This window comes from Bradyrhizobium elkanii USDA 76 (assembly GCF_023278185.1).
Classification (GTDB): domain Bacteria; phylum Pseudomonadota; class Alphaproteobacteria; order Rhizobiales; family Xanthobacteraceae; genus Bradyrhizobium; species Bradyrhizobium elkanii.
This window is the reverse complement of sequence record NZ_CP066356.1, coordinates 3,487,659-3,505,949: the sequence shown is the minus strand read 5'-3', so window position 1 is coordinate 3,505,949 and position 18,291 is coordinate 3,487,659. Positions and strand designations below refer to the sequence as shown.

The 18,291-nt window shown below is 65.7% G+C and carries 16 protein-coding genes; 6 read left to right on the top strand and 10 right to left on the bottom strand.

Annotated elements, in window-relative coordinates; all coding sequences use genetic code 11:
- Window positions 1–6 precede the first annotated feature (6 nt).
- Together rfaE1 and rfaD are read right to left on the bottom strand one after the other, a co-directional pair.
- Window positions 7–1,479: a D-glycero-beta-D-manno-heptose-7-phosphate kinase gene (rfaE1, locus tag JEY66_RS16735; protein WP_018272624.1), complete on the bottom strand. Its 1,473-nt coding sequence runs from the start codon at window positions 1,477–1,479 to the stop codon at window positions 7–9.
- 18 nt (window positions 1,480–1,497) lie between these two features.
- A complete protein-coding gene (rfaD, locus tag JEY66_RS16730) occupies window positions 1,498–2,478 on the bottom strand; it encodes an ADP-glyceromanno-heptose 6-epimerase (RefSeq protein WP_018272625.1) in 981 nt (326 codons plus the stop codon).
- Between the two features lie 135 nt (window positions 2,479–2,613).
- Between rfaD and waaF the strand changes: the two genes are divergently transcribed.
- The gene (gene waaF / locus JEY66_RS16725) at window positions 2,614–3,678 is read left to right on the top strand and encodes a lipopolysaccharide heptosyltransferase II (RefSeq protein ID WP_018272626.1); all 1,065 of its coding nucleotides are present in this window, start codon (window positions 2,614–2,616) and stop codon (window positions 3,676–3,678) included.
- Here waaF and JEY66_RS16720 read toward each other — a convergent pair.
- Window positions 3,660–4,700 (bottom strand): glycosyltransferase family 4 protein, encoded by a 1,041-nt coding sequence (locus tag JEY66_RS16720; protein ID WP_026193029.1) that lies wholly within the window; start codon window positions 4,698–4,700, stop codon window positions 3,660–3,662. The genes waaF and JEY66_RS16720 overlap by 19 nt on opposite strands.
- Window positions 4,701–4,838: 138 nt before the next feature.
- Between JEY66_RS16720 and galE the strand changes: the two genes are divergently transcribed.
- Both galE and JEY66_RS16710 read left to right on the top strand, forming a co-directional pair.
- Window positions 4,839–5,852, top strand: a complete 1,014-nt coding sequence (gene galE / locus JEY66_RS16715) for a UDP-glucose 4-epimerase GalE (RefSeq protein WP_018272628.1) — start codon at window positions 4,839–4,841, stop codon at window positions 5,850–5,852.
- Window positions 5,853–5,961: 109 nt separating this feature from the next.
- Window positions 5,962–7,773, top strand: coding sequence for an ABC transporter ATP-binding protein (locus JEY66_RS16710; RefSeq protein WP_018272629.1), 1,812 nt, complete (start codon window positions 5,962–5,964; stop codon window positions 7,771–7,773).
- Between the two features lie 7 nt (window positions 7,774–7,780).
- On the opposite strand, the gene JEY66_RS16705 is transcribed toward JEY66_RS16710, so the two are convergent.
- The gene (locus JEY66_RS16705; RefSeq protein WP_018272630.1) at window positions 7,781–8,959 is read right to left on the bottom strand and encodes a dipeptidase; all 1,179 of its coding nucleotides are present in this window, start codon (window positions 8,957–8,959) and stop codon (window positions 7,781–7,783) included.
- Window positions 8,960–9,112: 153 nt separating this feature from the next.
- On the opposite strand from JEY66_RS16705, the gene JEY66_RS16700 reads away from it, so the two are divergent.
- Window positions 9,113–9,814 carry a fumarylacetoacetate hydrolase family protein gene (locus JEY66_RS16700; protein WP_018272631.1) on the top strand — a complete coding sequence of 234 codons (702 nt, stop codon included), beginning with the start codon at window positions 9,113–9,115 and terminating at the stop codon, window positions 9,812–9,814.
- A gap of 67 nt (window positions 9,815–9,881) precedes the next feature.
- Here JEY66_RS16700 and JEY66_RS16695 read toward each other — a convergent pair whose 3' ends face one another.
- On the bottom strand, window positions 9,882–10,106 hold the full coding sequence (locus tag JEY66_RS16695; protein ID WP_080650390.1) for a hypothetical protein: 225 nt from the start codon (window positions 10,104–10,106) through the stop codon (window positions 9,882–9,884).
- A 208-nt stretch (window positions 10,107–10,314) separates the two neighbouring features.
- On the opposite strand from JEY66_RS16695, the gene JEY66_RS16690 reads away from it, so the two are divergent.
- A complete protein-coding gene (locus JEY66_RS16690) occupies window positions 10,315–10,587 on the top strand; it encodes a hypothetical protein (protein WP_063710734.1) in 273 nt (90 codons plus the stop codon).
- Window positions 10,588–10,676: 89 nt separating this feature from the next.
- Here JEY66_RS16690 and JEY66_RS16685 read toward each other — a convergent pair whose 3' ends face one another.
- The 4 genes from JEY66_RS16685 to JEY66_RS16670 all read right to left on the bottom strand — a co-directional run bounded on the left by JEY66_RS16685 (window position 10,677) and on the right by JEY66_RS16670 (window position 16,291).
- The gene (locus JEY66_RS16685) at window positions 10,677–11,054 is read right to left on the bottom strand and encodes an SPW repeat protein (RefSeq protein WP_129965142.1); all 378 of its coding nucleotides are present in this window, start codon (window positions 11,052–11,054) and stop codon (window positions 10,677–10,679) included.
- A gap of 19 nt (window positions 11,055–11,073) precedes the next feature.
- Window positions 11,074–12,438, bottom strand: coding sequence for an MFS transporter (locus tag JEY66_RS16680; protein WP_080650391.1), 1,365 nt, complete (start codon window positions 12,436–12,438; stop codon window positions 11,074–11,076).
- Window positions 12,439–12,687: 249 nt separating this feature from the next.
- The gene (ggt, locus tag JEY66_RS16675) at window positions 12,688–14,370 is read right to left on the bottom strand and encodes a gamma-glutamyltransferase (protein WP_018272636.1); all 1,683 of its coding nucleotides are present in this window, start codon (window positions 14,368–14,370) and stop codon (window positions 12,688–12,690) included.
- Window positions 14,371–14,593: 223 nt separating this feature from the next.
- The gene (locus JEY66_RS16670; RefSeq protein WP_018272637.1) at window positions 14,594–16,291 is read right to left on the bottom strand and encodes an NAD-dependent malic enzyme; all 1,698 of its coding nucleotides are present in this window, start codon (window positions 16,289–16,291) and stop codon (window positions 14,594–14,596) included.
- A gap of 428 nt (window positions 16,292–16,719) precedes the next feature.
- Between JEY66_RS16670 and JEY66_RS16665 the strand changes: the two genes are divergently transcribed.
- Window positions 16,720–16,875, top strand: coding sequence for a hypothetical protein (locus JEY66_RS16665; protein WP_018272638.1), 156 nt, complete (start codon window positions 16,720–16,722; stop codon window positions 16,873–16,875).
- A 240-nt stretch (window positions 16,876–17,115) separates the two neighbouring features.
- On the opposite strand, the gene JEY66_RS16660 is transcribed toward JEY66_RS16665, so the two are convergent.
- Window positions 17,116–18,159 carry an alpha/beta hydrolase gene (locus tag JEY66_RS16660; RefSeq protein ID WP_026193031.1) on the bottom strand — a complete coding sequence of 348 codons (1,044 nt, stop codon included), beginning with the start codon at window positions 18,157–18,159 and terminating at the stop codon, window positions 17,116–17,118.
- Window positions 18,160–18,291 lie beyond the last annotated feature (132 nt).

Sequence of the window (18,291 nt, the reverse complement as noted above, 5' to 3'; positions counted from 1 at the left end):
TTGCGCTCACGCCTTGCCCTCACGGGCCCGCGCAACCAGCGACGTCGTGCTGTGGCCGGGCAGGATCTCGACCAGCACCACCTCGCCGCCGGCGGCTTCGACGATCTCGTGGCCGACCACCTGCTCGCGGGTATAGTCGCCGCCCTTGACAAGCACGCTCGGCCGCACCTGCGTGATCAGATTGATCGGCGTGTCCTCCTCGAAGATCGCGACGAGGTCGACGGCTTCCAGCGCCGCCAGCACCTCGGCACGGGCGCGCTCGTCCTGCACCGGACGTCCCTCGCCCTTCAGCCGCTTCACCGAAGCGTCGCTGTTCAGCCCGACGACCAGGCGGTCGCAGGCGCCGCGCGCGGCGGTCAGCACCTTGACGTGGCCGGGATGCAGGATGTCGAAGCAGCCATTGGTAAAGCCGATGCGCAGATCCTGCCGGCGCCACTCCTCGAGATGTGCATCGATGTCGCCGCCGGCCGGGACGATCTTCTCCTCGGCCGCCAGCGAAGCGTGCGGCAGGATTCTTCGGCGCAATTCGGCGGACTTGACGATCGCGGTACCGGTCTTGCCGACCGCAACCGCCGCCGCCGCGCTCGCGATCCGCAGCGCGCCTTCCCAATCGGCGCCACCCGCCAGCGCCAGCGCCAGCGCCGCGGCAACGGTATCGCCGGCGCCGGACACGTCGCGCACCTTGACCGGCAGCGCCGGCACATGGATCGACTCGCCGCCCCGCGTCACCAGCGTCATGCCGCGCTCGCCCTGCGTCACCAGCATCGCCTCGCAATCCGCGAGGTACATCGCATCGGGCGCGGCCTGCGCGATGCTGTCCTGGCTATCGGCGCGGCTGCGGGTCGCCTCGGCGAATTCCTTGCGGTTCGGCGTCAGCATGGTCGCACCGCGATAGATCGCGAGATTGGCGCTCTTGGGGTCGACGATCACGCGCTTTTGCGCCTGGCGCGCCGCGTCGATCACGTTGCGGATCACGCGCGCGGTGAGCACGCCCTTGGCGTAGTCCGACAGCAGCACGATGTCGGCCCGCGCAAGACGCGGCAGGATCGCGTCGATCAGCTGCTGCTCGGTGGCCGGCGCGGCTGGCGCGGCGAGTTCCCAGTCGGAGCGCAGCATGTGGGTCGAGAATTGCTCGGAGACGAAGCGCACCTTGCGCGTGGTCGGACGCGCGGCGTCGCGCACCAGCACGGCCTCGATAGCGGCCTCCTTCGCCAGCGCCTCGGCCAACACCGCGCCGGCGGCGTCCTCGCCGATCAGGCCGACGAAGATGCAGCGCCCGCCAAGCGCGGCGATGTTGCGCGCAACGTTGCCGGCACCGCCGATATTGGTCTCGCTGCGCCTGACCGCGATCACCGGCGCCGGCGCCTCCGGCGAGATTCGCGACACCTCGCCATAGACGAACTCGTCGAGCATGAGGTCGCCGACGCAGAGCACGGTCTGGCCGGACATTGCACGCGAGATCGCTTCAAAATCGAACATCAGTCACCGTCATCCGCACTAGCGATAGCGATCCGCGCGATCGAGAAAGCCCGTCACATAGGCCCCGACTGCGTCTTCCAGGCGGGTGAAACCGCCATTGTATCCGGCGCGCCCGAGACGATCGACGACGCTCTGGGTGAAGTACTGGTAGCTGCCCCGAATCTGCTCGGGCATGTCGACATACTGGATGTTCGGCTCCAGCCCGAGCGCGCCATAGGCCGAGACGATCAGGTCCTTGAAGCTGCGCGCCTTGCCGGTACCGACATTGAACAGCCCGGAGACACGCGGCGTCGCGATCAGCCACATCATCACCCGCACGACGTCGTCGACATAGATGAAGTCGCGGCGTTGATCGCCGTCGGCGATGCCCTCGCGATGCGACTTGAACAGCTGCACGACACGGCCCGCCTTGATGTCGTCGAAGCGGCGCGCCAGCACGCTCATCATCGGACCCTTGTGATATTCATTGGGGCCGAACACGTTGAAGAATTTCAGCCCGGCCCATTGCGGCGGCAGACGCTCGCTCTTCGCCACGCGCTCGGCGACCGCAAGGTCGAACAGGTTCTTGCTCCAGCCGTACAGGTTCATCGGCCGCAGCCGCTTCAGCGCCTCGACCGACGCGTCGTCGTCAAACCCCCGTTCGCCGTCGCCATAGGTCGCGGCCGAGGAGGCATAGATGAACGGCGTGGCATTCGCCGTGCACCAGTCGAGCAGCCGCATCGAGAGGCGGAAATTGGTCTCGATCACGAGATCGCCGTCGGTTGCCGTGGTCTCGGAGATGGCGCCGAGATGGATCACGGCGGTGAGCCGCCGCCCCATCAGCCAGTCGCCAAGCTCGGCCGGCGGAACGACATCGGCAAGCTGGCGCTTGGCCAGGTTCCGCCACTTGCCGTCCTGTCCAAGCACGTCACAGACCGCGACGTCGCTGTGCCCGGCGTCGTTCAACGCGGCCACGACGTTCGATCCGATAAAACCGGCGCCCCCGGTTACCAGAAACATGATGAAATCCCGCCAGATTCCTTTGCAGCCGTCAGCTTTGCCCCACTCCCGCGTCGCAGGCAACGACGGCTTTACCTCTCATCGCGAACCGGTTACCGACTTGGCCGCGCCCGACTGGCCCTGGCCCATTTAGAAATGAATATTGATTCAATATCTGATATCGAAACACAGGACACCGAGGATACCAGACCTATCCTCGTCGTGCCCTATGTTTGGATCGGCGATTTCGTGCGCGGCCACACCGTGGTCAGGGTGCTCCGCAAGCGCTGGCCGAACCGGCCGATCGACCTTCTGACATCCCGGCTTTGCGCCCCTTTGGTCGATTATATGCCCGATGTTCGCGCCGGGATCGTGTTCGACCTGCCGCGCAGCCGGCTGGCGCTGGCCCAGCAGCAGGCCCTCGCGGCCGAGCTTCGCAGCCGGAACTACGCCACCGCGCTGGTGCTGCCGCGGACCTGGAAGGCCGCTCTCGCGCCGGCGCTGGCGGGCATCCCGGAACGGGTCGGCTTCTTTGGCGAGGTGCGGTTCGGCCTCATCAACGCGATGCGATGGGGCGAAAAGCGGCAGCCGCGCTTCATCGACAAGAACGCGATCCTGGCGCTGCCTGACGGCGCCGCCCGCCCGCCGGAATGGCCGGTGCCGCAGCTCCGGGTTCCCGCGGACGACATCGAACGCTGGCGGCAGGCCAACGGCCTCGGCCGTGGGCCCGCCATCGCGCTCGGACCCGGCTCGGTCGGCGTCTCGAAACGCTGGACCTATTATCCGGAGGCCGCGCGGCAGTTCGCCGAACATGGCTTCGACGTCTGGGTGGTCGGCGGCCCCGGCGAGAAGGCGCTGGCGCAGGAGATCACGGCAGCCGGCGGCGCGCGGGTCCGCGACCTCACCGGCACCGACCTGCGCAACGGCATCCTTGCGATGGCCGCGGCCAGCGTCGCTGTGACCAACGACTCCGGGCTGATGCACATCGCCGCCGCAATCGGCACGCCGACCATGGGCATCTTCGGCCCGACCGATCCTTATCTCTGGGCGCCCCTCAACGGCCTCGCCGCGACGGTGCTGCAGACCAGGAGCAAGTTGTCGTGCCAGCCGTGCCAGCGCACGGTCTGCACCATGAACGACCATCGCTGCATGCGCGACATCTTCCCCGAAGAGGTCGTGGAGATTGCGCAGCGCGTGCTGGCTCAAGTCAGCGCGCGATAGACCTTGGCGATCGCGCCCGCTTCCGCATCGAGGCTGAACTTATCCACAACTCGTTGGCGCGCCCGCGCGCTCATCGCCGCGGCCGATGCCGGATCGCGCATCAACGGCTCCAGCGCGGCCACCAGCGCGTCGGCGTTGCCGGGCGACGTCAGCACGCCGGTGACGCCGTCCTCGACCACGAACTCGGCAGCGCCCGCGCGCGCCGCCACCAGCGCCGCGCCCGCCGACATCGCCTCGATCAGGGTCAGGCCGAAACCTTCATTGCGCGAGGTGAAGGCGTAGATCGTCAGCCGCTGGTACCAGCGCACGACATCCTCGATCGGCAGTTCGCCCGTGATGATGATGCGCGATTGCAGGCCGGCGGCCTCGATCTTCCGCTTCAGCTCGTTGGCAAAGGCCAACTGCTCCGGCACCACGGCGCCGACGATGACCGCGGTGAAATCGGGATAGCGCGGCAGCAGCCTGCACATCGCCTCGACGAACACGTCGCTGCCCTTCTGCGCGCGCACCCGCCCGAAGCAGCCGATCGCATAGCGCCCCGGCAGTCCGCTCTCGGCGAAGGCGCTCGCGCGATCGGCGGGCGGCGCATAACGATCCGTGTCGACGCCGTGCATCACCACTGTCGCGTCGCGCTTCAGATAGGAGGCCGACAGCGGACTGGTCGCGATGATCGCATCCATGTTGCGGATCAGCCAGCGCGTCAGCCAGGTGTGATGGCGCTGCGCCGCCGAGGTGAAGATCAGTTTCAGCGGCCAGCCAAGCGCGCGCAACACGAGCCCGGCAATCATCTCGTCGTTGCGCCGCGCATGCCAGATCACGGGCCGCGCCCGCCGCCACAGGTGCAGGAGATCGGCAAATCCGATCGCGTCGATGCCGTCGGGCCGATGCGAGCCGAGCCAGCCTGCGCGAAGCATCTTTGCAAGTTTCGGCGCGACCATGCGGTTGGTCGCGGTGACACCCGAATAACGTCGGTGCAGATTGGGCACGATGAGCTCGAGCTCGCCGGCAGGTGTGTTCTCGATCGGCACGCAAGTCTCCGTTTCGTGCCAGTTCCTATACGCAACATTAAGCATAGTGGCCAGTTCGGCCGCGGCGAAACCCCCTCTTCACCGCACTCCCGCTAGCATCGTCAATTAAAGAATATTGGGAGAGCTCCATCCATGACCGTGCTCGTGACCGGCGGCGCCGGCTATATCGGAAGTCACATGGTTCATGCGCTGGTCGATGCCGGCGAGAGCGTCGTCGTGATCGACAACCTTTCCACCGGCTTCTCCGCGTTCCTGCCCGAAGGCGTGCCGCTGTTCATCGGCGACGCCGGCGACGAGAACCTCGTCGAAGGCGTGATCGCCCAGCACGGCATCGACAGCATCATCCATTTCGCGGGCTCCGTCGTGGTGCCGGACTCGATGCGCGATCCGCTCGGCTACTACCGCAACAACACCATGACGACGCGCAGCCTGCTCAACGCGGCGGTCAAGGGCGGCGTCAGCCGTTTCATCTTCTCCTCGACCGCGGCCGTCTACGGCAACCCGGACCAGGTGCCGGTGCCGGAGATCGCACCGACCCGTCCGCTGTCGCCCTACGGCTCGTCGAAGCTGATGACCGAGATCATGCTGCACGATGTCGCATCCGCTCATGGCATGAGCTACGTCGTGCTGCGCTACTTCAACGTCGCCGGCGCCGACCCGAAGGGCCGCGTCGGCCTTGCCACCATCGGCGCCACCCATCTGCTCAAGATCGCAGTCGAGGCCGCAACCGGCCAGCGCGCCAAGATCGACGTGTTCGGCACCGACTATCCGACCCAGGACGGCAGCTGCATCAGGGACTTCATCCATGTCAGCGACCTCGTCGAGGCGCATCGCTCGGCGTTGTCCTATCTGTGTGCCGGCGGGCAATCGGTGACGCTGAATTGCGGTTATGGCCGCGGCTATTCCGTGCTCGAAACCATCGAGGCGGTGCGCCGGGTCTCGATGCGCAATTTCGCGGTCGCCTACGCCGCGCGGCGGCCCGGCGACATCATGACCATGGTGGCCGATACGACAAGGATCCGCTCGCTGCTCGACTGGACCCCGCATTACGACGATCTCGAGACCATCGCGAGCCACGCACTGGCCTGGGAGGAGAAGCTGTTCCGGGAGCGCGCGGGCTCCGCGCGACAGGCGGAATCGGCCTAAAAAACAAACCGTTATCAAGCAGTTATTGTGCTTGAAAAAGCCCCACCAAGCGGGCAAGGAGGTCCCGCAACCCTGACGGCCGGCGCTGCCCGCCGTCAATGGAACGCGGATGGCCCAGTTTCCAAAGAAAATTACCGACGATCCCTATGGCGCGGCGATCCTGATTCGCCGCCTGGTCACGGAACAAGGGATTACCTATTGGCGGCGCTATCTGACGGCGTTCGCCCTGATGGCCGTTGCGGCCGGCTCGACGGCCGGCGCCACCTACGTGCTCGGCCAGGTGATCAACCAAGCCTATGTCGACAAGAACATCCCCGGCATCGCGATGTTCGCCGGGATCACGGTGGTGCTGCTGTTCATCAAGGGCGTGGCGACCTACGGCCACATGGTGATCCTGAACAAGATCTCCAACGCCATCCTCGCCAGCAACCAGCGGCAGCTCTTCGCCAAGCTGATGAGCGAGAGCATCGGCTTCTTCTCGCAGCGGCACTCGTCGGAATTCCTGGCGCGGCTGACCGCCGGCGCCAAGTCGATCACCGACGTGCTCAACATGCTGGTCAATGCGATCGGCCGCGACTTCCTGATGCTGGTCAGCATGGTCGCCGTCATGGTCTGGCAGGACCCGCTGATGTCGTTCATCGGGCTCGTGGCGGTGCCGCCGGCGATGCTGATGCTGCGCAGGCTGGTGAAGCGGATCAAGGGGCTCGCCTACAACCAGTTCACCGGCACCGCCGACATCATGGAGACGATGCAGGAATCGCTGCAGGGCATCCGCACCGTGAAGGCGTTCACGCTGGAAGGCACCATGCAGCAGCGGATCGACGAGCACATCGCAACCGTCGAGACCAATGCCAACAAGATGGCGCGCGTCGCCAACCGTTCCAATCCGCTGATGGAAATGCTCGGCGGCTTCGCGGTCGCCGGCTGCCTGATGTATGGCGGCTACAGCGTGGTGGCGCTCGGCTCCACGCCGGGCCAGTTCTTCACGTTCCTGACCGCGTTCCTGATGGCGACCGAGCCGGCCAAGCGGCTGGCGCGACTCAACATTGACCTCAACAGCCAGCTGGTCGGCGCGCGGATGCTGCTCGAGGTGGTCGACAGCCCGGCGAGCGAACAGATCGATGACGACAAGCCGGCGCTGAAACTCTCCGACGCGCGGATCGAGCTGCGCGACGTCAGCTTCGCCTATCGGCCGGGCGAACCGGTGCTGAACCGCATGAGCTTCGTCGCCGAGCCCGGCAAGGTGACCGCGCTGGTCGGCCCCTCCGGCGGCGGCAAATCGACCGTGCTGGCCTTGCTGCTGCGCTTCTACGAGACGCGCGATGGCGACATCCTGATCGACGGACAGTCGATCTCGTCGGTGTCGCGCAAGTCGCTGCGGCAGCAGACCGCCTATGTCGGGCAGGACGTCTATCTGTTCCGCGATACCATCCGTGCCAACATCGCCTTCGGCAAGCAGGGCGCCACCGAGCAGGAGATCGTCGACGCCGCCAAAGCCGCCTGCGCGCACGACTTCATCATGAGCTTCCCGCTCGGCTATGACACGCCGGTCGGCGAGCACGGCACCCAGCTGTCCGGCGGGCAGCGCCAGCGGATCGCGGTCGCCCGCGCGCTGATCAAGAACGCGCCGATCATCCTGCTCGACGAGGCCACCGCCGCGCTCGACTCGGAGTCCGAGAAGCAGGTGCAGGAAGCGATCGAGCATCTCTGCCAGTGCCGCACCACGATCGTGATCGCGCACCGCCTGCACACCATCATGCACGCCGATGCGATCCTGGTGGTTGAGGGCGGCGAGATCGTCGAGCGCGGACGGCACGAGGAATTGCTGCGCCGCGGCGGCCGCTACGCCTCGTTCTTCCGCCTGCAGCACCACCACGACCCGTCACCGCTCGCGCTGGCACCGATCAGCGCCACCGGCTAGGTCCCTCTCATCCCTTCGGGGCAATGCCTGCGCGGAGCACGCGCAGCACGTTGCCGCCCATGACCTTGCGGATGTCGTCCTCCGAGAACCCGCGCGACATCAGCGCCTGGGTCACGGCGACGATCTCGCTGGCATCGAAGCCCGTCGTGGTCGAGCCGTCGAAATCCGAGCCGAGGCCGACATGGTCGATCCCGACCAGGTCGCGGACATGGGCAATCGCCCGCGCCACATTGTTCGGATCGAGCGAGCAGACCGCGCCTTGCCAGAAACCGATGCCGACCACGCCGCCGGTCCGCGCGACACCCCGGACTTCGTCATCGGTGAGGTTGCGGTTGACCTTGCAGGTCGCCTGAACGCCGCCATGGCTTGAGACCACGGGGCGCGTCGCCGTCGCCAGCACCTCGGCGACCGCCGCGTGGCTCGCATGCGCGAGGTCGACGATCATGCCCATCGCCTCCATCCGCTGCACCACCTGCCGGCCGAGCGGCGTCAGGCCGCCCTTTGCGACGCCGTGCATCGAGCCTGCGACATCATTGTCGAAGAAGTGCGCGAGGCCGGCCATTCTGAATCCGGCGGCGTAGAGCACGTCGAGATTGGCGATATTGCCCTCGATGTCCTGCAAGCCCTCGATCGAGAGCATGCCGCCAACCACCGTCGCGCCGCCCTTGCGGTCGGCGAGCAGGCGATCGAGGTCGGCCGGCGTCGTAATCAGGCGCAGCCGCCCAGCGGACTGCTCGGCGAAGCTCCGCAGTTTCTCGGCATGCCACAGCGAGCGCTGCAGCAACGAGAACCATGTCCGCGGCGGCTGCAGATCGATGATGGCCAGATTCGTGATGGTGTCGGTGTCGGCGCCGTTGGCCTCATAGTTCTGGCCCTTGGGCGACTTGGTGACCGACGAGAACACCTGCAGCGCGTAGTGCCCTTCGATCAGGCGCGGCAGATCGATATGGCCGCGATCGGATCGCGCGATCAGGTCACGCTTCCACAACAGGCTGTCCGCATGCATGTCCGCCACGTCGAGCGTCGCCTGCAAGGCCGTTGCGGCGGGCGTGATATCCAGCGCAACGCGCTGGACCCTGTTCTGCGCCCGGTCGATCCGCTCCGGGGCAACCACGAAAAACCGGACGGCGGCGACGATCAGGACCACAACGATCAGCACCAGGCCGATCGAAAGCCATTTCCTCATGGGCACCACCGCCTTTGTCGACCAAAGGCGGCCGCGCTCGGCGGAAAGCTGGCCTCACCTCTGCGCCGGATGCAGCCGCGGCCACTAGCCCTGAGCGGCGTAAGCGCGTAAATACCGCCCGCGCTCCCTCCTTCAACCCTCCGGGACCCGTTCATGAACGCCGCATCCACCGTCATTCCGCTTCCCCCGCAGCCCTCGCTTCCCGTCGTCGGCGAATCCGGCACCTATCCGGTCCGCCGCATCTGGTGCGTTGGCCGCAACTATCTCGAGCATATCAGGGAGATGGGCAATGACGAGCGCGCGCCGCCGTTCTTCTTCGGCAAGCATGCCGACATGCTGGTGCCCGATGGCGCGACCATCCCCTATCCGCCGCTGACCAAGGACCTGCATCACGAGGTCGAGCTGGTGGTGGCGATGAAGAGCGGCGGGCTGAACATTCCCGCCGACAAGGCGCTCGAGCATGTCTACGGCTATGCCGTCGGCATCGACCTGACCCGCCGCGACCTGCAGATCGCCTCGCGCAAGAAGGAGCGGCCGTGGGAGATCGGCAAGTCGTTCGACTATTCCGCGCCCTGCTCGGCGATCCAGCCGGCCGCGAAGATCGGCCACCCGACCGCGGGCAAGATCTGGCTCACCGTCAACGGCAAGGAAGCCCAGAAGGGCGACCTCACCGAGCTGATCTGGAACGTGCCTGAAATCATCTGGCAGCTCTCGCAGCAGGTGAAGCTCACCGCCGGCGACATCATCATGACCGGCACGCCCGCCGGCGTCTCGCAGCTGCAGGTGGGCGACAAGCTCGAATGCGGCGTCAACGGCGTCGGCAAGCTCGCGGTGACGATCGGCAAGCCGGAATAACCGCCTCAGGAACGAGGCCAGGCCCAAAGCCCCGGACTTCAGGTCCGGGGCTTTTTGCTGTGTGCGGTCAGCGCATAGTGCCGGGCATGCAGGGCGGCTCGGTGAAGGGGGCGGTCGCGAACGATCCAACCTTCGGCGCGCGCACGCAATCGGTGGTCTTGCTGCTGACCGTCGTTGTCGTCATCGAAGCATTGGCGCGCCGCACCGCAGCGTTGTTGCCGGCGGCGGACGCCTGCGTCGAACAGGCGGCTGCCGCAACCAGCGCAAGCGCTGCGAAGGTCAATTTGGTCATGGGATTTCTCCGTACGGTGGATGAAGCCGACCTAGCTCGGCTCCTGTGATCAAGGACCGCGCGCGCCCGGAAATTATTTCATCACGCGCGATCACCGCGCCGCGAGCGCCCGATCACATCAGATGGAGCGGGGAATACCGGAGCGACCGGAGCACTCCATGTCATCAAGGCCGCGCGCAAACGCGGCGATGACGGCATGGAGATTTTCATGATCGATCTTCGACGACCCGGCGTACGGCTTGGCTGGGCTGCGATTATGTCCGCGGCAATGGCGACCGCTTGCTTCGCACAGGCGGCGGTCCAGCAGCCCCGCGCCTATGCGTCAAACGAAACCGCGAGCAGGCCGTGGTCGGCGCCGGTCGGCCATCGCCAGCCGCGCGCCGCCGATGTTCCGGCGACGACATCGACATCGCAGCAGGTCATCGATCAGGAGGACGCGATCGTCGACCGCAAGATCAAGGGCATTTGCCGCGGCTGCTAGAGCATGATCCGGAAAAGTTGCGAAGCGGTTTTCCGAGCAGACCATGCTCAAAGCAAAGAGCCACACCTCGGTCTCCCCGGTGGCGGATCTTACTGCCGTTCGGCGGCCTGCGATGTGGCCGGCGCGAAATGCGTCTTCTCGTACTCGAGCCACAGCTCGAGCAGCGCCATGAAGGCCACCACCGCGCCGGCGGCGATGGCAAAATGCATCGCGCGGGTATGCGCGAAGCCGAGCAGCCAGGGCGAGACGATCAGCCAGCAGCCGACGACCAGGTTGATCCATTCTTCCCAGATCGAGAACGCGACGATCGCCGCCAGCGACATGATCGCTATCGCCGCGCCGCTGGTCCTGAGATCGATCGCCGCGGTCGGATTGGCCCGCACGAACAGCCACGGCGCGGCGAGCAGGAAGATCGCCGCGACGAGGTTATAGAGATCAAGCGTCGATTCCTTTCGCCATTTCATCATCTGCTGCTCCATTGCTGTCTCAAGCCCGACGTTCATGCGCGCCGGCCGCATTGATGTCTTTGCCGGTGAAGTCGGTCATCAGCGCGGTCGCGACCAGCGTGATGACGGCGCAGATCGCGATGTAGACCGCGATCGCGACCCACGAATGATAGGTGCCGAACAGCCACGCCGCGATCAGCGGCGCCGGACCGCCGGCGATGACGGATGCGAGCTGATAGCCGAGCGAGGCGCCGCTGTAGCGCAGCCGTCCGGTAAAGCTTTCGGCGATCAGCGCGGCCTGCGGCCCGTACTGCATGTCGTGCGGAATGAGCGAGAGAACGATCGCGAGGAAGATGATCGACGCCGATCCGGTATTGAGCATCGCGAAGTAGATGAAGCCGAAGATGCCGGTCACCAACGCGCCGATCATGTACATGTTCTTGCGGCCGATCTGGTCGGACAGATGCCCGAACACCGGGATCGAGACGAACGACAGCACCGAGGCCGCGAGCACCGCGGTGAGCAGGAAATCGCGCGAGACGTGCAGCGTGCCGGTGCCGTAGGAGAACACGAAGGCGGTGAAGATGTAGAACGGCGCCTGCTCGGACATCCGCGCGAAGGCGGACAGCAGGATCTCCTTGGGATGGTCCTTGATCACCGTCAGCATCGGCGTGCGGTCGAGCTGACGCTCGGCCAGCAGCCTGGTGAAGACAGGCGTTTCCAGAATGCCGAGCCGGATGTAGAGGCCGACGCCGACCAGGACGATGCTGAGCGCGAACGGAACGCGCCAGCCCCACGCCAGGAACTGGTCACCCGACATCTGGCTGAAGGCCAGCACGGCGAGATTGGCGAGGAACAGCCCGCAGGGCACGCCGAATTGCGGCCATGACGCGATCAGGCCGCGCGAGCGATCGTTGCGCGCCCATTCCATCGACATCAGCACCGAGCCGCCCCATTCGCCGCCGACGCCGACGCCCTGGATGAAGCGCAGCACGGTCAGGATCACCGCGCCCCAGATGCCGATGCTGGAATAGGTCGGCACCAATGCGACCGCAGCGGTCGCCAGGCCCATCAACAGCAGCGTCGCGATCAGCGTCGACTTGCGGCCGATGCGGTCGCCGTAATGCCCGAAGATCGCAGCCCCGATCGGCCGCGCGACGAAGCCGACCGCATAGATGGCGAAGGCCTCCAGCGTGCCGACCCAGGGATCGGAATGCGGAAAGAACAGTTTTGCGAAAACCAGGCCGGTGACGGTGCTGTAGAGGAAGAAGTCATACCACTCGATCGCGGTCCCGACCGTGGAGGCGATCACCGCACGACGCATCTGCAGCTGATGCTCGGATGGTGTGAGCTGGTTGGCGTCGAGGCCGGGGATTGGACGAAGCGTTGGGCCAAATGTTGCCATGGGGGTTTCTCCCTCGCAGGCCCCCGGACGGATATTGACTGTGGTTCGTTTGAGTACGAACGATAACGCGCCCCGGAAAGTTCCACCGGGAGGGACCGTCGAGGCTTGAACTTTAGTCGGCCACGGCGAGCGACAATCGCCGAAGGCGTCGTCCGCCTCCCGCACCGGGTGGCGGACCATGCTTCGCACATGGCTGCCGGATGCGCCCGGCAGCCGCCGGGCGGCTCCGTCAATCTGCCGCGCTTCGCCTCATGACAGCCCGAGGGCCCGCCCGTCGCTGCGCGGATCATGCGCCCCGGTGATGCTTCCGTCGGCGTCGATCCGGATCGCACCCGGATGTCCCGCGAGCGGGCTCTGGGCCGGTATCGGACTTATTTCGTGGCCTCGCCCGGCGAGCGCCTTGAAGACCTCTTCACCGGCATCCTTCTCCAGCTTCAGGCTGTCGCGCGCATCGGAGAACGTCTTGCCGAGCAGGAAGCGCGGTCGCGACAGCGCGGTGAGCGGATCCATGTTGTAGTCGATCAGCCTGGTCAGCACCGCCGCGAGCGTCTGCGGCTGCCCGTCGGCTCCCTGCGTGCCATACAGCAGATGCGGCCGTCCGCCCTTGAGATAGATTCCCGGATTGAGCGTGTGGAACGGCCGCTTGCCCGGCTTGAGGCAGTTGGGGCTGGCCGGGTCGAGGTTGAACGACGCACCGCGGTTGTGCCAGATGATGCCGGTGTCGCCGGCCACCATGCCGCTTCCCCAATCGTAGTAGACGGTTTGCAGCATGCTGACGCAATTGCCGTCCCGGTCGGTCGCGGCGAGATAAACCGTGTCGCCCTTCTTGAACACGTGCGGCCACGGCATCGCCTTCTCGAGGCTGATCGCCTTCGCGCGCGCGTCGAGGTAGCTCGCCGAGAGCAGCTGATTGACCGGGACGTCGACGAATTCCGGATCGCCGATGTAGCGGCTGCGGTCGATGAAGGCCTGCTTCACCGCTTCGACCAGCAGGTGATAGTAGTCCGCGCTGCCTTCCGGATATTTCGCGAGCTCGAAGCGGTCGAGGATGCCCATGATCTCGAGCGTCGTGAGACCCTGCGTCGGCGGGCGCAGCCCGAGCAGCTCGCCGCCGCGATAGCCGACGCGCAACGGCGTCTCGTCGCGCGCGCGGCAGCGCGCCAGATCGTCGGCGGTCAGCGGCGAGCCGATCTGCTTCAGTCCGGCCGCAATGCGCGCGGCGAGCTTTCCTTCGTAGAAATCACGCCCGCCATTTGCCGCCAGCATCTCCAGCGATTTCGCGAGTTCGGCCTGGACCAGCGGCTCGCCGATTTGAGGCATCCGGCCGGCGGGCATGAAGATGCGCTGGATGTCGGGCCAGTCCTTCAGGTTCTTCGCTTCCATGTCCTGCCAGAAGCGCTGCGACGGCGTGACCGGGAAGCCCTTGCTGGCGTATTCGATCGGCCGCGCGAACAGCGACGCCCAGCTCTGCTTTCCGGACCAGGACTTGCGGCTGAAATCGAACGCCTGGTCCCAGACGTCGACGGTCGTGGCCGCGGTCAGCGCCGACCCCGGCCCCCGGATCGGGACCGAGCCGCTGTAGTTCGGCAGGTTGAGCGCGGCCTGACCCGCGCCGGACAGCGTCCGCACATTTCCCTTGCGGTCGCTGATCACCATGAAGCTGTCGCCGCCGAGGCCGCTGAAATGCGGATAGGTCACGCACAGCGTGGCACCGATGGCGATGACCGCCTCGATCGCATTGCCGCCCTTGCGCAGCACCTCGAGCCCGGCTTGCGTGGCGAGCTCGTGCGGGCTCGTCACCATGCCGGTCTTCGATCGCGCCAGCGCGCCCGTATTGTCGAGGGCCCAGAGCGGTCGCGGCGCCGCCGCGGCCACCGCCGTGAGCATCGACCCGACCAGCAACTCCCTGCGCGACATGCCAAGATTGGCCATTCGACTTCCCTCCCCGTTTCCTCGTTGTGTCGATGTTGTGCGATCGCGGGCTGCGGACACCGCGACGTCCAAATCCCCGAAGGACCGCCGCTGGCATTTGGCATACCAATGTTGAAGAAAATTCTTACTTCGGTCAAGCCCGTTGAGAAGGCGCGAGCGGGGTCGAGCCCGCCCCTGCCCCGATCACGATGGTCGCAAATCGATGCGGGGGCCGCGCCGGGGTCTAAGCCCGATCGCTGCGGCGGTACGGCACGTAGCGCGGCGTCCAGACCTTGGCGTGAACCCGCGCCTCGACCTGGTCGATCGGAACGTCCCTCGCCAATCCCTCCTTGTGGGCCTGCAGCGCGACCGCAAGCGCCACGGTCTGCGAGACCTCGCGCAGGGCGCTGACCGGCGGCAACAGATTGTGCTTCGGGTTGTCGCGCGCCGGCGAGACGCTGGCCAGCGCCTTGGCGGCGGCCATGAACATGCCGTCGCTGACCCGGCTGGCATCGACCGCGAGCGCGCCGACGCCGACACCCGGGAAGATGTAGGAGTTGTTGGTCTGGTCGACCTTGAAGCGCGCGCCGTCGCGCATGATCGGCGGGAACGGGCTGCCGACGCCGATCAGCGCCCGCCCCTCCGTCCACGCCTCGATATCGACCGGCGTCGCTTCCTCGCGCGAGGTCGGGTTGGACAGCGGGAAGATCACCGGCCGCTTGTTGCATTCGGCCATCGCGCGGACGATCGGTTCGGAGAATGCGCCGGCCTGGCCGGAGACGCCGATCAGCACGGTCGGCCTGGCGTTGCGCACGACGTCGAGCAGCGCGATCTTGTCGGGATGGCTGAGCCGCCAGCCCGCGATCGCCTGCCTGTTCTGCACGAACGGAAGCTGGAACGGGGCGAGCCCGCTCATGCCCTCGAGCAGCAGCCCGTCGCGGTCAACCATGAAGAAGCGCTTCGCCGCCTCGCTCTCGGGCAGGCCGGCATCGACCATCGCGGCACGGATCAGGCTGGCGATACCGCAGCCGGCCGAGCCCGCGCCGAGCACGGCGACGCGCTGCTCGGTGAGCGGCACGCCGGTGACGTTGATCGCGGAGAGCAAGGCGCCGGTCGCCACCGCCGCGGTGCCCTGAATGTCGTCGTTGAAGGTCAAGAGCCGGTCGCGATAGCGCTCGAGCATGCGCGTCGCGTTGTTCTTGGCGAAATCCTCCCATTGCAGCAGGACGCGCGGCCAGCGCTTCACCACCGCCGCGACGAACGCCTCGATGAAGTCGTCATAGGCCTGGCCGCGGACGCGCTCGTTGCGCCAGCCGACATAGAGCGGATCGGCGAGGCAATCGGGATTGTCGGTGCCGACGTCGAGCATGATCGGCAGGGTCGTCGCCGGATGCAGGCCGCCGCAGCCGGTGTAGAGCGCGAGCTTGCCGATCGGGATGCCCATGCCGCCGGCGCCCTGGTCGCCGAGGCCGAGGATGCGCTCGCCGTCAGTGACGACGATCGCCTCGACGTGATCGAAGCGCGGATGGGCGAAAATGCGGTCGATCCGGTGCTGATGCGGGATGCTGAGGAACAGCCCGCGCGGCTTGCGGAACAGCCGACTGAATTTTTGGCAGCCCTCGCCGACGGTCGGCGTGTAGACGATCGGCAACAGCTCTTCCAAATTGCCGACCAGAAGCGCGTAGAACAGCGTCTCGTTGGTATCCTGTAGCTCGCGCAGAAAGGCATAGCGCTCGATGTCGGTCTCATAGCCGCGCAGCGCCTCGAGGCGGCGCGAAACCTGCTCGTCCAGCGTCAGGATATTGGGCGGCAGCAGGCCGTGCAGGTCGAACGCCTCGCGCTCGGCCTCGGAGAACGCCGTGCCCTTGTTCAGCTGCGGATCGGCCAGCAGCTCGTAGCCGCTCAGCGCGGTGGTCGCAAACGCTCCTGATGACTCCGACATGACAAGGTCCCCTCAATGCGAAATGCCGGATACGACTGTATCACTTCAGTGTAACGGATCGAGAGTGAAGGGCGTCGTGCTGCGCCAAGCGGAATGTTGGCTAAGAGGCGATGAACGGTCGTCCAGGTTCCGGCAACCCAGTCCCGCTACGCCTGCGGACAGACATACGTTGGTATGACTTCTCTATTCCTTGTCATGACCTGTGCTGACGCTCGTACAATTGAGCGATGGAGAGGCCATTTTATGCTCGGGGCTACAGCGGACGCACAAATGGCTCCGAACTTCACTCTGCGGAGGCGCGACTAACAGTAGCGATCCTCGTTCTACAGAGGGCGCGAGTTGTGCTCCCGAATCTGTGATCAGGATCACTGCTCCGATTCGTAAATAGCAAGACCGTCACGCATGCGGGTTGTTCAAGGAACACTCAAATGATCGTCAACATTCAGAAGCTGAACGGCCTGTGGCACCTCATCGTCGGGTCGTGCAAGATCCGAACTCCATTCGTGGAGACGCAGGACCGGGAGTGGGTCGTCGCGTACGCCCGGCGCGTCTACCCCGGCGCCAAGGTCTTCGAACGCGACTGATCCTGGCCGTCTCGCTCCTCACGCCCGCACTTCGGACCGTGCTGCAGTGCTCTGCACAACCTCACCTGTCCGGTTAGTAGCAATGGTTGATCTGCTCAAGTTATGAGCGCATCCCGCCATAAGTCCTGGACCTCGGACATCGCGCATTTCTCAGTATGCGTCCCGGAAAACAAGCCTCGGAGCTCGCTCCGGGGGGTCTTGGACGCGGCGGCCTTAGCCGCCGCGTCGCGATCGGACCCGCTAGTTCGCCAAGGGCTGAAGGCGCTGGCGCACGCCCACATTGGCTTGCTCGATCGCCGCCTCGGTGGAGGGCTCATGGCGCAGGGCGTTCAGCAGCATGAAGTCGTGGATAGTCCCGTTGTAACGAACCGCATCGACGCTGACGCCTGCCTGCTTTAGCTTGCGCGCGTAGGCTTCACCCTCGTCGCGCAGAGGATCGTTCTCAGCGGTGATCACGAGCGCGGGTGGCAGGCCCTTGAGGTGATCGATGCTGGCGCGGAGCGGCGAGACATAGGGATTGTCTCGGGTCCGAGCGTCCGGTGCATAGAGGTCCCAGCCATATTTCATGAAGGCGCGCGCCAGGAAGCGTCCTGTTCCATATTCGCGGTACGACTCGGTATCGACGCTCGCGTCGGTCGCCGGAACAAAGAGTATCTGGTAACCGACCTTGGGCCCGTTGCGGTCCTTCGCCATCATAGTAAGCGCGGCGGTCATGTTGCCGCCGACGGAATTGCCGGCCACCGCAATGCGGCTGCCATCCGCGCCAAACTCACCTGCATGCGCGGCAACCCATTTCAGCGCGGCATAGCATTCCTCCAGCTGCGTCGGAAACTTCGCCGACGGAAGCGGCGTGTATTCGACGAACACACCAATCTGGCCCGAACCGACGACGAGGTCACGCAAGAGGCGCTGGTGGTTCTGGAAGTTACCGACGATCCAGACGCCGCCGTGGATGAAAAGCAGCACACCCGGCTTTTCTCCGACGTGCTCTGGCTTCATGATGAACAGCTTCACCATGCGACCGTCCTGACTGATCGTCCGTTCGGTCGTCGTGACGCCGGACATATCGACGGCGGTTTGCGATTGGAGATCGGATAGAATCTCCTGCGGCTTCGGCTGCGGCAATTCCCAGAAGGGACTTCCGTCCTTGTTGATCTTGGCGAGGAAGGACCGAATCTGAGGATCAATCCGCGGATCGATCGCGGCGTCGGGCGCCGCTGCGACAACGTGGGTCACGAGATTTGCTCCGATAATCAAGGCTGCGAGTTTCGCAATTCGGCTCAAGGGAGAGCTCCGTCTGTTCGTCTGTGGAGCCTGGTCGCGCCATCCAGACGAGAGCAGGCCTCAGCCAACATTAGGAAGCAGCTTCCCCTGCGTCTGTCCCGTGCCTGCTGTTGTTTTGACCGATCTTGCTGC